The organism is Leclercia sp. Marseille-Q4284 (assembly GCF_916618945.1).
Taxonomy (GTDB): Bacteria; Pseudomonadota; Gammaproteobacteria; order Enterobacterales; family Enterobacteriaceae; genus Enterobacter; species Enterobacter tamurae.
On sequence record NZ_CAKAKG010000002.1, the window covers coordinates 1,355,221 to 1,370,853 of the forward strand.

13 protein-coding genes are annotated in these 15,633 nt (G+C 55.1%); 1 reads left to right on the forward strand and 12 read right to left on the reverse strand.

Going from position 1 to position 15,633, the window contains the following annotated elements; all coding sequences use genetic code 11:
• Positions 1–55: 55 nt before the first annotated feature.
• The 4 genes from LG383_RS21250 to LG383_RS21265 all read right to left on the reverse strand — a co-directional run bounded on the left by LG383_RS21250 (position 56) and on the right by LG383_RS21265 (position 6,302).
• Positions 56–1,081 carry an amino acid ABC transporter substrate-binding protein gene (locus LG383_RS21250; RefSeq protein WP_106994890.1) on the reverse strand — a complete coding sequence of 342 codons (1,026 nt, stop codon included), beginning with the start codon at positions 1,079–1,081 and terminating at the stop codon, positions 56–58.
• Between the two features lie 416 nt (positions 1,082–1,497).
• Positions 1,498–1,719: a lipoprotein gene (locus LG383_RS21255; protein ID WP_106994889.1), complete on the reverse strand. Its 222-nt coding sequence runs from the start codon at positions 1,717–1,719 to the stop codon at positions 1,498–1,500.
• A gap of 319 nt (positions 1,720–2,038) precedes the next feature.
• Positions 2,039–5,152 (reverse strand): efflux RND transporter permease subunit, encoded by a 3,114-nt coding sequence (locus LG383_RS21260; RefSeq protein WP_225760095.1) that lies wholly within the window; start codon positions 5,150–5,152, stop codon positions 2,039–2,041.
• A gap of 10 nt (positions 5,153–5,162) precedes the next feature.
• On the reverse strand, positions 5,163–6,302 hold the full coding sequence (locus tag LG383_RS21265) for an efflux RND transporter periplasmic adaptor subunit (protein ID WP_225760096.1): 1,140 nt from the start codon (positions 6,300–6,302) through the stop codon (positions 5,163–5,165).
• 394 nt (positions 6,303–6,696) lie between these two features.
• On the opposite strand from LG383_RS21265, the gene envR reads away from it, so the two are divergent.
• Positions 6,697–7,344 carry an acrEF/envCD operon transcriptional regulator gene (gene envR, locus LG383_RS21270; protein ID WP_225760097.1) on the forward strand — a complete coding sequence of 216 codons (648 nt, stop codon included), beginning with the start codon at positions 6,697–6,699 and terminating at the stop codon, positions 7,342–7,344.
• Positions 7,345–7,358: 14 nt separating this feature from the next.
• Here the strand turns inward: envR and LG383_RS21275 are convergent, their stop codons facing one another.
• The 8 genes from LG383_RS21275 to accC form a co-directional block, all read right to left on the reverse strand.
• Positions 7,359–9,440, reverse strand: coding sequence for a bifunctional diguanylate cyclase/phosphodiesterase (locus LG383_RS21275; protein ID WP_225760098.1), 2,082 nt, complete (start codon positions 9,438–9,440; stop codon positions 7,359–7,361).
• Between the two features lie 125 nt (positions 9,441–9,565).
• Positions 9,566–9,730, reverse strand: coding sequence for a DUF2556 family protein (locus LG383_RS21280; protein ID WP_225760099.1), 165 nt, complete (start codon positions 9,728–9,730; stop codon positions 9,566–9,568).
• A gap of 199 nt (positions 9,731–9,929) precedes the next feature.
• The gene (gene fis / locus LG383_RS21285) at positions 9,930–10,226 is read right to left on the reverse strand and encodes a DNA-binding transcriptional regulator Fis (protein ID WP_000462905.1); all 297 of its coding nucleotides are present in this window, start codon (positions 10,224–10,226) and stop codon (positions 9,930–9,932) included.
• A gap of 23 nt (positions 10,227–10,249) precedes the next feature.
• Complete coding sequence (dusB, locus tag LG383_RS21290) at positions 10,250–11,215, reverse strand: tRNA dihydrouridine synthase DusB (protein ID WP_106994884.1); 966 nt, start codon at positions 11,213–11,215, stop codon at positions 10,250–10,252.
• Between the two features lie 377 nt (positions 11,216–11,592).
• The gene (gene prmA, locus LG383_RS21295) at positions 11,593–12,474 is read right to left on the reverse strand and encodes a 50S ribosomal protein L11 methyltransferase (protein ID WP_225760100.1); all 882 of its coding nucleotides are present in this window, start codon (positions 12,472–12,474) and stop codon (positions 11,593–11,595) included.
• Between the two features lie 11 nt (positions 12,475–12,485).
• The gene (gene panF / locus LG383_RS21300) at positions 12,486–13,937 is read right to left on the reverse strand and encodes a sodium/pantothenate symporter (RefSeq protein ID WP_225760101.1); all 1,452 of its coding nucleotides are present in this window, start codon (positions 13,935–13,937) and stop codon (positions 12,486–12,488) included.
• Positions 13,927–14,172 carry a YhdT family protein gene (locus LG383_RS21305; RefSeq protein WP_106994881.1) on the reverse strand — a complete coding sequence of 82 codons (246 nt, stop codon included), beginning with the start codon at positions 14,170–14,172 and terminating at the stop codon, positions 13,927–13,929. The genes panF and LG383_RS21305 overlap by 11 nt, the downstream gene beginning before the upstream one ends.
• A 109-nt stretch (positions 14,173–14,281) precedes the next feature.
• A complete protein-coding gene (gene accC, locus LG383_RS21310) occupies positions 14,282–15,631 on the reverse strand; it encodes an acetyl-CoA carboxylase biotin carboxylase subunit (protein WP_106994880.1) in 1,350 nt (449 codons plus the stop codon).
• Positions 15,632–15,633 lie beyond the last annotated feature (2 nt).

The following is a 15,633-nucleotide window of genomic DNA, read 5'->3' on the forward strand; positions in this document are numbered from 1 at the left end:
TAACCATGACTCTGGACTGGGCACCGCACCGGCAGTGCCCGTTACAGCAAGCTGCTTAGCGTACTGGCGGAGCGTACTGAATGCCGCCATTGTTCCAGAGGTTGTTCTGACCACGGCTGATCTTCAACGCGCTTTCAGAGCCAACATTACGCTCGAAGATTTCAGCGTAGTTACCTACCTTTTTAATGATGTTGTACGCCCATTTATTATCCAGCTTCAGATCCTTGCCGTAATCACCCTCTTTACCTAACAGGTGAGCCATATCCGGCGTGGATGGATTGGCGGCTTTCTCATCGACGTTCTTCGAGTTGATACCCATCTCTTCGGCGTTGAGCATGGCGAACAGCGTCCAGCGCACCACGGCGTTCCATTCATCATCCCCTCGGCGCACTACCGGGCCCAGCGGCTCTTTAGAGATCACCTCTGGCAGAACGATAAATTCAGCCGGATTACTCAGCTTGATCCGCAGTGCGTACAGCTGGGACTGATCCGATGCCAGGGTATCACAGCGGCCCGATTCCAGCGCTTTGGCCGATTCGTCAGAGCGATCGAAGGTCACCGGCGTATATTTCATGTTATTGGCTTTGAAATAATCGGCGACGTTCAGTTCGGTGTCGGTACCCGCCTGAATACAGACCGTCGCGCCATCCAGCTCTTTGGCACTCTTCAGGCCCGCTTTATTGTGCGTCAGGAAACCAATACCGTCGTAATAGGTCACGCCGGTGAAGGACATGCCCATGCCGGCATCACGTGACGAGGTCCAGGTGGTATTACGTGAAAGCAAATCCACTTCGCCAGATTGCAGGGCGGTAAAACGCTCTTTCGCCGTCAGTGGGGTGTATTTCACCTTGGTATCGTCACCTAATACCGCCGCAGCAACCCCACGACACACGTCGACATCGATACCGGAGAATTTACCGTTGGCATCTGCGTAGGAGAAACCTGGCAGGCCGTCGCTGATCCCACATTGCACAAAACCTTTCTGCTTAACGGCATCCAGCGTGGCACCCGCCTGAGCCTGGCCGGCGATCGCAAGAAGCACACCTGCAGCGGCGAGGCTGGCCATCATCATCTTTTTCATAATGCATCCTGTGTGGCGAAAATTATCGTTATAGTGAAGCGTTTATAAACGCTTTAACCTGTCTGTGGCTGTGGCCGACGTTAATAAAGCAAACGTGATGCCAGTTTTTGCATTCAACGTAATAAACGATTACGCAACGCGTAAAGCTGAGTGTAGACAGTGATAATTAAATCGAGCGCCCTGAAATGGTGCGAAATTACAACCTGCGCCACAAATCAGAGCAAAAGTCTGATTGAGAAACGAATGAATAGAGGGAGAGTTTATGGCGTGAATATTGTAAGTCAGCAAGGTGTGAATAACGTCACGTCGCCACATTGAAAGGAATATAAAAAAGCAAAAAGATGTGAGCAGATTCAGATTTAATTATTAACCTAAATCGGGAAAGCAAAAGCGCGAACGAATTCGCGCTTTGTGGATTACTTGGACACGGCAATGATGCCCAGCGTCAGACCTGCAACGGCTGCTGCGCCACCGGCGATCGCTCCTGCAGTTTCCCAGTTATCCTGCGTGGTGCCTTTCATACAGGTATTGGTATGAACCAGTCGGCCCTGATCGTCGTATGTCGGTACGCACGGAGAGTCATGCGCGCAACCCGCAAGTAGCGCGGTAAGGAGTGCAACCGAAATGAGTCTTTTCATGGTGTTACCTCAAAATGAAATCTAACTTTGCGATATAGTCAGTACGGTCTTCTGCAAAGCTGATGGTTATATTACCACCGCTTAAAAACAGCCATGAAGAGTGAATAATCTCAAATTATTTGGATTGTAAAAAAGATGGAGGAATCTCTCTTTTTGCACGCCAATAATGGAGAGGTTAGGGAGGCGAATTGATTAAGTGTGCAAGCTAAAAATCGCAAGCAAACAATTCATTGGCGCGCTAATTAATAAGTTAAATAAATGGATAAGAATAAATTTCCGTTTATTATCATCAGTAAAGGCGCCGAAGCGCCTTTATCTATTACTCTTCGTGATGACGCGTAAAGCGTCTGCGTACCACGACAAAGAAGACCGGCACGAAGAAGATGGCCAGCAGGGTGGCCGAAAGCATGCCGCCCATCACCCCGGTGCCTACAGCATTTTGTGCACCACTGCCTGCGCCGTGACTGATGACCAGCGGCATCACGCCAAGAATAAACGCCAGCGAGGTCATCAGAATCGGACGCAGGCGCATGCGCGCTGCCTCAAGGGTGGCTTCAACAATCCCTTTCCCCTCTTTCTCCATCAGGTCCTTGGCAAATTCGACAATCAGAATGGCGTTCTTTGCCGACAGGCCGATGGTGGTGAGCAGCCCCACCTGGAAATAGACATCGTTGTTCAGCCCCCGCAGGGAGGCGGCCAGCAGGGCACCGACCACCCCTAACGGCACCACCAGCATCACCGAGAACGGAATCGACCAGCTTTCATAGAGTGCCGCCAGGCAGAGGAACACGACCACCAGTGAGATGGCATACAGGGCAGGGGCCTGGTTGCCTGACAGTCGCTCCTGGTATGACATGCCCGTCCAGTCGAAACCAATACCCGTCGGGAGTTTCGCCGCCAGCTGCTCCATTAACACCATCGCTTCACCGGTACTTTTCCCTGGGGCGGCCTCGCCGAGGATCTCCATAGAGGGGGTGCCGTTATAGCGTTCGAGGCGCGGTGAACCATAGATCCAGTGCGACTCGCTGAACGCCGAAAGCGGAACCATTTCACCGTTGGCGCTGCGCACGTACAGGCGATTGATATCCTCAGGCAGCATCCTGAATTGTGCGTCTGCCTGGACATAGACTTTCTTCACCCGGCCACGGTCAATGTAGTCGTTGACGTAGGTGCCTCCCAGGGCGGTGGAGATGGTCTGGTTAATATCCGACACGCTGACGCCCAGCGCCTGGGCTTTTTCCTGATCGATATCCAGCTTGAACTGCGGGGTATCCTCCAGACCATTAGGCCGCACGCGAACCAGCAGATCGGAATGGGCTTTGATCATGCCCAACAGCTGGTTTCGGGCCTGCGTCAGCTGATTGTGGCCCAGGTTGGCCTGGTCGATCAGCTCAAAATCGAAACCTGTTGCGGTACCCAGCTCGATAATGGCGGGCAGGTTAAAGGGGAACACCAGCCCATCTTTGATCTGGCTGAAGGCCCGGGTGGCACGGCTGACGATAGCCCCCACGCTGTTAGCGGCACCGGTGCGCTCCTCCCAGGGTTTAAGGCTGATAAACGCCACCCCGGCATTTTGCCCCTGGCCGCTGAAGCTGAAACCGTTAACGGTAAAGACCGACGCCACGTTGGCTTTTTCCGTGGTGAGATAATAGTGCTCAACCTGATCCAGCACCTGCTGGGTACGGGTTTGTGTAGCGCCCGCCGGGAGCTGCACCATGGTCATAAAGACGCCCTGGTCCTCTTCCGGGAGGAACGAGGTTGGCAGACGCAGGAACAGCACCGCCATGCCGCCGACAATCAGGACATAGACCACCAGGTAGCGACCGGTCTTACGCAGAATATGGCTGACGCTGTTGCTGTAGTGCGCCACGCTCCTGTCAAACAGGGCATTGAACCAGCCGAAGAACCCGCTTTTATGCCCATGATCCTCGTCCGGCGCTTTGAGCAGAGTGGCGCACAGCGCCGGGGTCAGGATCAGCGCTACCAGCACGGACAGTGCCATGGCCGAGACAATCGTCAGGGAGAACTGACGGTAAATCGCCCCGGTGGACCCGCCGAAGAAGGCCATCGGGATAAATACCGCCGACAGCACCATAGCGATGCCGACCAGCGCCCCCTGGATCTGCGACATCGATTTCTGCGTCGCCTCTTTTGGCGGTAGCTTCTCCTCCACCATTACGCGCTCGACGTTCTCCACCACCACGATAGCGTCATCCACCAGCAAGCCTATCGCCAGCACCATACCAAACATGGTCAGGGTATTGATGGAGAAGCCAAACGCCGCCAGTACTGCAAAGGTGCCCAGTAATACCACCGGCACGGCGATAGTCGGGATCAGCGTGGCGCGCAGGTTTTGCAGGAACAAGTACATCACCAGGAAGACGAGGATGATGGCTTCAAACAGCGTCTTCACCACTTCATGGATGGAGATCTTCACAAACGGCGTGGTGTCGTAGGGATAGACCACCTTTAGTCCCTGGGGGAAGAAGGCTTGCAGCTGCGCCAGTTTGCTCTTGATCGCCGCGGCGGTATCCAGAGCGTTGGCGCCGGTGGCGAGCTTGATCCCCAGCCCGGTCGCCGCCTGGCCGTTGATTTTGGTCACCATGTTGTAGTTTTCACCGCCAGGCGCAATCCGGGCCACATCTTTCAGATGCACCATCGACCCGTCCTGATTGACCTTCAGAGTGATGTCGCCAAACTCTTCGGCGGTTTTCAGGCGCGTCTGGGCGATGATCGAGGCGTTGAGCTGCTGGCCCGGCACCGACGGCGTACCGCCCAGCTGACCGGCGGCAATCTGGTTATTCTGGGTTTTGAGCTGATTGATGACGTCTAAAGGCGTCAGCTGATAGGCGTTCAGCTTATTCGCATCCAGCCAGATACGCATCGCATACTGGGCACCGAACAGCTGCACATCGCCTACCCCGGAGGTGCGGCTGATGGCATCCTTCACGTTAGAGGCGACGTAGTCAGAGATATCGTCCTGGCTCAGGTCTTTATTGTCCGAGACAAAGCCCGCCACCAGCAGGAAACTGCTGCTCGACTTCTCCACGCCGATCCCCTGCTGCTGCACTTCTTGCGGCAGCAGCGGCATCGCCAGCTGGAGTTTGTTCTGCACCTGCACCTGGGCAATATCCGGATCGGTACCCGACTGGAAGGTCAGGGTGATGGTCACGCTGCCCGCCGAATCGCTGGTGGAGGACATATACATCAGGTTATCGATGCCGTTCATGTTCTGCTCGATAACCTGGGTCACCGTATCCTGCACCGTCTGCGCGTCGGCACCAGGGTAGGTCGCGGAGATCGCCACGGCTGGCGGAGCAATGGTGGGATACTGGGCGATCGGCAGCTTCAGGATCGCCAGCCCGCCCGCAATCATCAGGATAATGGCAAGTACCCACGCAAAAACCGGGCGCTGAATAAAGAAGTTGGCCATGCTCTGTTCCTTATCCCGCTTTCTGCGCGGCGGTGTCTGGCGTGGCGACAACCGCGACGCCAGGGCGCACTTTTTGCAGCCCACTGACGATCACCCGATCGCCTTCCTGCAGGCCGTCGGTAATCAGCCATTGATCGCCAATCGCCTGCGGCGCGACGACGTTCCGCGCTTCGGCCTGATTCTTCGCGTTCACCACCATCACGCTGGCTTCACCGCGTAGGGTGCGAGTTACCCCCTGCTGCGGTACCAGGATGGCGTGGGGCTGGGTGCCTTCATCAATACGCGCCCGGACAAACATACCCGGCAGCAGGACATGTTGCGGGTTAGGGAAGATCGCCCGCAGAGTAATGGAGCCAGTGCTCTCGTCCACCGTGACATCGGAAAATTGCAGCGAGCCTTTCAGCGGGTACGGCTGACCGTTCTCCATCAGCAGCTGCACGCTGCTGGTACTTTCGCCCGTCTGCAGGCTGGATTGCTTCAGGCGCATAAAATCGTTGCTGGATTGCGTCACATCGACATAGATCGGATCCAGCTGCTGCACCGTCGCCAGTGCTGACGCCTGGCCGTTCGCCACCAGCGCCCCCTCGGTGACGCTGGATTTGCCGATGCGCCCGCTGATAGGTGAGGTCACTTTGGTGTAGGCCAGATTAATGCGCGCGGTCTCAACATCTGCCTGGGCTGCAATCACCGACGCATCGGCCTGACGGGCGGTAGCAATGGACTGATCGTACTCCTGCTTACTGACGTACTGGGTGCCCATCAGCGGTAAATAGCGTTTTACGGTCAGGTGGGCGATGTTGGCAGCGGCCTGGGCTTTGGCCAGCTCCCCTGACGCGCTGTCAAAGGCCGCCTGATAAGTGGCCGGATCGATCTGATACAGCGATTCCCCCGCTTTAACGTCGCTGCCCTCGGTAAAGTTGCGCTTCAGAACAATGCCGCTCACCTGAGGGCGAACCTCTGCAACGCGATACGCATCGGTACGGCCCGGCAATTCGGTGGTGACGACCAGCGGTGCGCTTTTCACCACATGAACCACAACCTGTGGTGATGGCGGCTGCTGGGCTTGCTCGCTGTGATCATCACAACCCACGAGTAATGCGGCACCGATGATAAAACCGGATAAGGGTAAAAACCTGAAATGAGGCGTCATGGCTATTCCTTCAAAATCATCAACCCGCATTAACCGATAGCGGTTAAGCGTTAAGGAGAGGTAAACAGAAAACGGCGGCCGCCATAATAAAGAATGGCCGGGCGGGTTTTTGATTTATAAGTGCGGAGAAAGAATCGAAGAGAAAAAAAACGAGGCTGAATGTGATTAAACAACGGGATAGCATTCCCGATTATCTATTTCACGGCATTATGCTTTAGACACATATATGTGTTTAATGAATAAAATGATGTTTAAACATCATTGAGATTAATAAATTAAGCGTGTTGACGTTTTTTGTTCAAAATTATTTTTTGCAGTGATGGATAATTGACGACCTGACAATTGTCACCGTTGTTTGATAAATGTAATTAATCCGTTAAAAGAGTGACTCCCTATGGCGCGTAAAACGAAGGCCGAGGCGCAGAAGACACGCCAGCTGTTGATTGAGGCAGCGATAGAGCAGTTTGCCGCACGGGGTGTGGCAAGCACCACGCTGACCGATATTGCTGATGCCGCGGGTCTGACCCGGGGGGCCGTTTACTGGCATTTCAGCAGTAAGGCGGAGATATTTAATGCTATCTGGCAGGAGCAATGTCCGCTGCGGGAGATTATTCGCGGTCTGTTGTCGCAGGGAGAAGAGGACAAGCCGTTATTTATTTTACGTGAACTGTTTGTTACCGCGTTGCAATATATTGCCCGGGATCGCCGCCAGCGTACGCTATTGCAGATCCTCTATCACAAATGTGAATTTGAACCGGGCATGATTTCAGAATATGAAATTCGGGAGAGGATCGGCTTCAACTATGAAAACGTTCGTCAGATCCTGCAGAGATGCATTGCGACAGGCGCTATTTCCGCGCAGATCAATATCGACACGACCTTAATTGTTTTCCATGGCTTTTTTTGTGGATTGATTAAAAACTGGTTAATGAGCCCGGAAAGGCTGGACCTGTATCAACAGGCCCCGGAGCTGGTGGATAACATCCTCTCGACGTTACCGCTTGCTCCGGCGCCGCACCGTTTCTACGACGCCGCCTCATAGCGGCATCGGCCCGGTCAGATTTGCTGGGTCAGCATGGCTTGCGGATCCTGACTCATGGCCTTGATGGTCTGCGCCGAAACCGGTTTACCCAGCAGATAACCTTGTAAGGTGTTACACCCGAGCCTGGTCAAAAACGCCTGCTGCTCCTGCGTTTCCACCCCTTCTGCTACCACCTTAAGATTGAGGGTCTTTGCCAGCGCAACAATGGCGGCAACAATAGTGGCATCGTCCCCCTCGCCCTTGAGATCTTTAACAAACGCCCGATCGATCTTCAGCTCACAGGCTGGCAGCTTTTTCAGGTACAGCAGGCTGGAATAGCCCGTACCAAAATCATCGATGGAGGCTTTCACCCCCGCCTGCGTCAGTTCGGTCAGCACCCGCACGCTCTCATCCGGATTATTCATGGCCGTCGTTTCGGTCACTTCCAGGATCAGGGTGTGGGGCGGAATGTGATGTCGCGCCAGGCTACTCATCACCGTCTCAACCAGCAGGGGTTGCTCAAACTGCAGCGTGGAGAGATTCACCGCCATCGACCACTCGGTATGCCCTTCAAGATGCCAGACGCGGAGCTGGCGGCAGGCCTCATCAATCACCCAGTTGCCGATAGGAATGATCAGCCCGCTTTTTTCCGCCAGCGGCAGGAACTGGTCAGGGCAGAGTAGCCCCTGGGAAGGGTGCTGCCAGCGCAGCAGGGCCTCAAAACCGACGATAGGGCCCACCGGGGCCTGGAACTTCGGCTGATAAACCAGATGCAGTTCCTGTCGATCCAGCGCCAGCCACAGATCGTTCATCAGCTGCAGCTGTTTTTGCGCCAGGGTGTTCATCGACGGCTGGAAGAAATGGTAGCCGTTACGCCCCATATGCTTGGTGTGGTACATCGCCGCATCGGCGTTAAACATCAGCTCCCGCTGGTTTTTGCCATCGTGTGGATAGATAGCAATCCCCACGCTGAGGGTCACCACCAGATCGTACAGCTCAAGGCTGAAGGGCTGGTCGATCACATGCACCAGCGCGCTGGCCAGTGAAGCGGCGTCGTTGGGGGTATCGATCTCGGCCAGCAGAACAAACTCGTCGCCGCCAATACGGGCGAGGGTGTACTGACCTTTCAGCGGTTGTTCCAGACGTTCCGTAACGGCAATCAGCAGCTTATCGCCGGTGTCATGTCCGTAGGCATCGTTGACGGCCTTGAAGCCGTCCAGATCCATAAACAACAGCGCGAATAACTTTCCTTCACGATCGGCTTTGTTGATCGCCTGATCGAGACGGTCCTCCAGCAGCACGCGGTTTGGCAAGCGCGTCAGCGTGTCGTGCAGCGCCAACTGCGCCAGCTCACGGTTCGCTTCCGCCAGCGACGAGGCCAGAAGGGCGGTGCGGGCCTGCAGCCTGGCGTCAAACATCGAGACCAGCAGCGTAATACCGAGAATAGAGAGCGCCACGACGCTCACCAGTACCGCCAGCCAGCTGCCGTTCACTCCCTGATGGTGCATATGGACCTGAACCGGGAACTGGGCGGCCTTCATCCCGGTATAGTGCATGCCGGCAATCGCCATGCCCATCAGTACGGCGGCACCCACGCGCATCAGCGCAACCTGGGCGGCGTCGCGACGCAGACGAAACGTAAGCCACAGAGCGGCCAGCGAGGCGAGCAGGGCAATTACCACCGACAGCGCAACCCAGCGCATATCCCAGACGATAGCGGGCTCAACCTGTAATGCCGCCATCCCGGTGTAGTGCATCGCGACAATCCCGCTGCCCAGAATCACGGCACCGGTGAACAGACGACGCCTGCGCAGGTGATCCCGGCTTACCAGCCAGAGGGCGAACAGCGAGGCGCCGATGGCAATGAACATCGAGAGAGCCGTTTGCATCAGGTCGTAGTTCAGGCGCATGGAGACATCCATCGCCAGCATGCCGATAAAGTGCATGGCCCAGATGCCGATGCCCATGGCAATACCGCCGCCCGTCAGCCAGACGCGTGCCGCGATGCCCGTACTGCCGACAACCCGGCCTGCCATATTCAGGGCGGTGTAGGAGGCAAGAATGGCGACAACAAAAGAGATAACCACAAGAAGTTGGTCGTATTGGCTAACCAGCATGATCTCATCAACTCAAACGCAGGGGGTATTACGTGATACCGGATGTGACGGGCGGAGACATTATCATCCAACCGGGATGCCTCAAAGGCTTTTAAGCCCGTACATTTTCGAGGGAAAGTAGGGGATTAATCCAGATCCGCGCAGTTGATCAGCTTGAGTGGATTCACCGAGTTCATGTTGCGGCATTTGTCCGTTTCCGTAGACATCAACTCGATCCACTGCATTAACAGTGCATCAAAAAGGAAAACGGTAATCGCGAAGACGACTAACCACCCATACTTACGGATCATTCGGAGTTCCGGGAACAAAGGAAAAGAGTGCAGGAAATATACACGAAAAATAGCGGCTGAGAAGTGGGCAGACGGATGTTTACGTTTCGGCTGTTAGCGCTGTGATGAGGGGAGCAAAAGGCGGGAAAAGCGGGCATAAAAAAAGGCGCGTCCCCATGCCGGTTTGCGCCTTTTTATACAAGCATTTAGCTAATCGAAATTAGTTCATGCCGTACTTTTTCAATTTCTTACGCAGCGTACCACGGTTGATGCCCATCATCAGGGCAGCACGGGTCTGGTTACCGCGGGTGTATTGCATCACCATGTCCAACAGGGGCTGTTCAACTTCAGCCAGTACCAGCTCATACAGGTCATTAACGTCCTGACCGTTCAGTTGAGCAAAATAGTTCTTCAGTGCCTGTTTAACCGAGTCACGCAGGGGCTTTTGTGTTACTTGATCCTGAGAGTTAACGGTGGAAACGGTCAGTACGTCAGAATTTACGCGTTGTTCGAACATAGTTCTGTCAGCTCTTTATTTCATTACGCAAGATTTTCGAAGTATGCCTCCAACGCCTCCAGCTGATCGCTGGCATCCTCTATGGCGTTGAATGTGCGCCGAAACTGGTCATTTGGAGCGTGCTCCTGGAGATACCAGGATACGTGTTTACGCGCAATTCGGTACCCTTTTGCCTGACCATAAAAGCCATGCAATTCCCGAACGTGCGAACAAAGCAAGCGCTTAACCTCTGCCAGCGGCAGCGGGGCAAGCAGCTCCCCAGTGTCCAGATAATGCTGGATTTCCCGAAAGATCCAGGGTCTTCCCTGAGCCGCACGTCCTATCATCAGAGCATCAGCTCCCGTATAGTCGAGCACAGCTCTGGCTTTAAGCGGGTCAGTAATGTCGCCATTCGCGATAATCGGAATGGAAACTTTCTGCTTAACTGCCCGAATGCTGTCGTATTCAGCTTCGCCGTTGAACAAACAGGCGCGGGTGCGTCCATGTATGGTCAGGGCCTGAATGCCACAGTCTTCAGCCAGTTGGGCAATCTCTACACAGTTACGGTGATCCGGCGACCAACCCGTGCGAATCTTCAACGTAACAGGAACGTCCACTGCGCTGACAACCGCCGTCAGGATTGACTTCACCTGGTCGGGGTATTGCAGAAGGGCTGAACCTGCCAGCTTGCGATTCACCTTTTTGGCCGGGCACCCCATATTGATATCAATAATCTGGGCACCACTTTCCACGTTAATACGCGCGGCGTCTGCCATCTCTTCAGGCACGCTTCCGGCAATTTGCACGGTGCGGATACCTGGTTCGTCAACATGCACCATCCGAAGACGGGATTTATCGCTTTCCCAAACCTGCGGGTTAGACGACATCATCTCGGAAACGGTGAGTCCTGCTCCCATCTCATAGCACAGCGTCCTGAAGGGCCGGTCGGTAATACCTGCCATAGGTGCTGCGATCAGGCGATTTCTAAGCTGGTGGTTTCCGATGCGCATGAGTTAAGAAATGACCATACTGTGACTGCAAGGCGGCGTATCTTACGCATTTTTTGCACGAGATGAAAGGCCAAACTTTGAACAATCACCTGTTGCAGATCATGGAATCAGGCACAAAGCATAGCCTGTAAAATTATATGCGATATAAATCATTCACTTAAATTGGTGTGATGATTTTATGGCCGCTTACAATTTCCCAAAACTTCTCGTTTTTTCTTAAAGAATGAAACCTTAAGCCGAATAATCTGCTGTTTTAACCAGCAGATTTCCGCGGTTCTTTGCGATCTGCGTCGCATTTTAGAACATGATCGTTAGCAATGGATCGCCTGTTCTTTAACCAAAAGGGCAGTTTAAAAAACAGGCACCCGATTAAACCCTTACTTTTTACGACCGGTAATGCGGCACCACTCCTCTTTTTCGACCACCGGGTCGAGTGTAAAGAGGTCGGCGTAAGCTTCGCAGACGCTTTCTGCCTGGCTGGCAAGAATACCGGAAAGCCCCAGCAGGCCACCCTCAACGGGCAGGACGCTGATTAACGGTGACAGCTCGCGTAACGGGCCGGCCAGGATGTTGGCGACCACCACATCGGCTTTCATCACCGCAGGCTGGTCATTCGGCAGATACAGTTCCAGACGGTCGGAGACGCCGTTGCGCTGCGCGTTATCGCGGCTGGCCTGGATTGCCTGCGGATCGATGTCGATCCCGATCGCTTTTGCCGCACCCAGCTTCAGGGCAGCGATGGCGAGGATCCCGGACCCGCAGCCAAAGTCGATCACTGTTTTACCGTCCAGATCCAGACCATCCAGCCACTGCAGGCACAGGGAGGTTGTCGGGTGGGTGCCGGTCCCGAAGGCCAGGCCCGGATCGAGCATCACGTTAACGGCATTTTCATCCGGCACGTCGCGCCAGCTCGGGCAGATCCACAGACGCTTGCCGAACTGCATCGGATGGAAGTTATCCATCCACTCGCGCTCCCAGTCCTTGTCTTCCAGCTGCTCAATTTTGTGCGCAAAACCGGCGCCCAGCAGCGGATGATTCTCCAGAATCGCGACCACCTCGGCCATATCCGTTTCGGCATCAAACAGGCCGATGACATCGGTATCGCCCCACAGGCGGGTTTCACCCGGCAGCGGTTCAAACACCGGAGTGTCATGCGTGTCCTGGAAGGTGACAGAGACCGCACCGGCCTCTACCAGGGCATCACTCAGCGCTTCGGCATTAGCGCCGGTCGTATTCAGTTTTAATTGGATCCACGGCATGGAAAAACTCTTTATTTATCAGTAGAAATGACGGCCATCTGCGGTGTGGGTTGACCGAAACGGTTCCCCACCACAAACGCCAGCAAACTTAGCAGTAGCGAGGGCACAATTGGATGGAAGCCCAGGTACTGAATATTAAAGGAGGCGAGCACGGCATAGAGCACGCCACCGACGATCATTGCGCTCAGGGCACCCGCCGCGTTGGCGCGCTCCCAGTACAGGCCCAGCACCAGCGGCCAGAGGAACACCGCTTCCAGGCCACCAAACGCCAGCAGGTTCAGCCAGATGATCATCTCAGGCGGCCGCCACGCGGCCAGCAACAGCAACGCCCCCAGCACCAGCGTGATCACAGCCGACATCCGCTTCAGAAGTCGCTCATTATTCATCTGCGCCGGGCGCATGTTCAGGTAGAGATCTTTAATGATCGTAGCGGAACTTTGCAGCAGCTGGGCGTTAATTGTCGACATGATCGCTGCCATTGGCGCGGCAAGGAAGATCCCGGCCGCAAACGGCGGCAGGACTTTTACCATCAGGGTCGGGATCACCAGGTCCGGCACGGTTAAGTCCGGGATCACCGCCCGGCCGAGCGCCCCGGCAAGGTGCATGCCGAGCATCAGGATCGCCACGACGATGGTGCCGATAATAATTCCCCGGTGCACCGCCTTGCTGTCTTTATAGGAGATGCAGCGCACGGCCGTATGCGGCAGGCCAATCACCCCGAAGCAGACCAGCACCCAGAAAGAGGTCATAAAGGTGGGGGAGAGGATGTCATCCGCACCCTGAGGCGATACCAGCTTCGGATCGATGGTCTGCAGGGTTTCCACTGCATGGGTTAAACCACCCGCCGCATGCACTACGCCCACCAGCAGAACAATGGTGCCAATCAGCATCACCATGCCCTGCATGGTGTCGTTGAGCACGCTGGCGCGGAACCCACCAAAGGCGGTGTAGAGCGCGATACTGATACCAAAAATCAGCAGGCCCGTTTCGTAAGGGATCCCGGCGGCGGTCTCAAGCAGGCGCGCGCCACCGATAAACTGCACGGTCATGGCACCGATAAAGGCCACCAGCAGGCTCAGGCTGGCCAGCCAGACCAGCAGCCGACTCTGATAGCGGGCAAACAGCATATCGTTGAGGGTCACCGCATTATAGCGGCGCGCCAGAATCGCGAATTTTTTCCCGAGAATACCCAGCGAGAGCCAGATGGCAGGCAGCTGGATCATCGCCAGCAGTACCCAGCCCAGCCCGTATTTATAGGCCGCACCCGGGCCACCAATAAAGGAGCTGGCGCTGATGTAGGTGGCGGTCAGGGTCATCGCCAGCACAATACCGCCCATCGAGCGGCTACCAAGGAAATACTCGTTCAGGAAGGTGCCCGTCGTTCGTTTGCGCATGGCGTAAACGGACAGGCCAAAAACAACAAACAGATACGCGACGAGGGGCAGGATCACTTCAAGCTGCATTATCGTCATCCTCCAGCGGAATATCGCGATAGATAAATTTCACCATCGCCCAGCAGAGCAGAATAAACACCAGCGGGAGCAGCAGGCAGGCCATCTCAAACCAGTGCGGCAGACCGGTAATGCCAATGGCAGAGTCAGGTATGTAAGCAGTTACTAACCACGCGGCGAGATAGAGAAGGGTTAACCACAGCGCCCAGCGCGCTTCTTTGTGGGCCTGAACAAAACGCTTGTCCATTTTTTGTCCCTTGTGGAAAAAGAAAGCGGGGATTGTACCTTATGGGGCCTGGCGATCCCCAGAAATAAAAAAAGGCCGGATTAACCGACCTTTTTACGCTTACGCAGGCTTATTTTTCATTGAGACCGAGCTTCTTCTCAAGATAGTGGATGTTAGTACCACCATGCTGGAAGTTCTCGTCGCTCATAATACGCATCTGCAGATCAACGTTAGTTTTGATGCCGTCGATGATCAGCTCCTGCAGGGCGTTCTTCATGCGGGAAATCGCCACATCGCGGGATTCGCCGTAGCAGATCAGCTTGCCGATCATGGAGTCATAGTACGGCGGTACGGTGTAACCGGCGTAAATATGGGACTCCCAGCGCACACCAAAGCCACCCGGCGCGTGGAAACGCGTGATTTTACCCGGGCTCGGCAGGAAGGTGTTCGGGTCTTCGGCGTTGATACGGCATTCCACCGCATGGCCTTTAACCACAACTTCTTCCTGCTTGATGGACAGCGGTTGACCCGCCGCGATACGCAGCTGCTCTTTGATCAGGTCAACGCCGGTGATCATTTCGGTAACCGGGTGTTCAACCTGAATACGGGTGTTCATCTCGATGAAATAGAACTCGCCGTTTTCGAACAGGAACTCAAACGTACCCGCCCCGCGATAACCGATATCGACACAGGCTTTAGAGCAACGCTCGCCGATGTAGCGACGCAGTTCCGGAGTGATACCCGGAGCTGGTGCCTCTTCGACCACTTTCTGGTGACGACGCTGCATGGAGCAGTCACGTTCTGCCAGGTAGATCGCGTTACCCTGACCGTCAGCCAGCACCTGAATTTCGATGTGGCGTGGGTTTTCCAGGTATTTTTCCATGTACACCATGTCATTGCTGAAAGCTGCTTTCGCTTCCGCTTTGGTCATGGAGATGGATTGAGCCAGTTCAGCATCGCTGCGCACAACGCGCATACCGCGACCGCCGCCGCCGCCGGACGCCTTGATGATAACCGGGTAGCCAATGCGTTTCGCATGAGCACGGTTAGCATCCATGTCGTCGGTCAGAGGACCGTCGGAGCCCGGTACGGTTGGAACACCGGCTTTTTTCATTGCGGTGATCGCAGACACTTTGTCGCCCATCAGGCGGATGGTGTCAGCTTTCGGGCCGATGAAGATAAAGCCAGAGCGTTCTACCTGTTCAGCAAAGTTGGCGTTCTCAGAGAGGAAGCCATAACCCGGGTGAATCGCCACCGCGCCAGTGATCTCAGCGGCGCTGATGATAGCCGGGATATTCAGATAGCTTTTGACGGACGGAGCCGGGCCAATACAGACCGTCTCATCCGCCAGTAATACGTGTTTCAGATCGCGGTCCGCGCTTGAGTGCACAGCGACAGTCTTAATGCCCAGCTCTTTACAGGCACGAAGAATACGCAGTGCGATCTCGCCGCGGTTGGCGATAACAATTTTATCCAGCATGT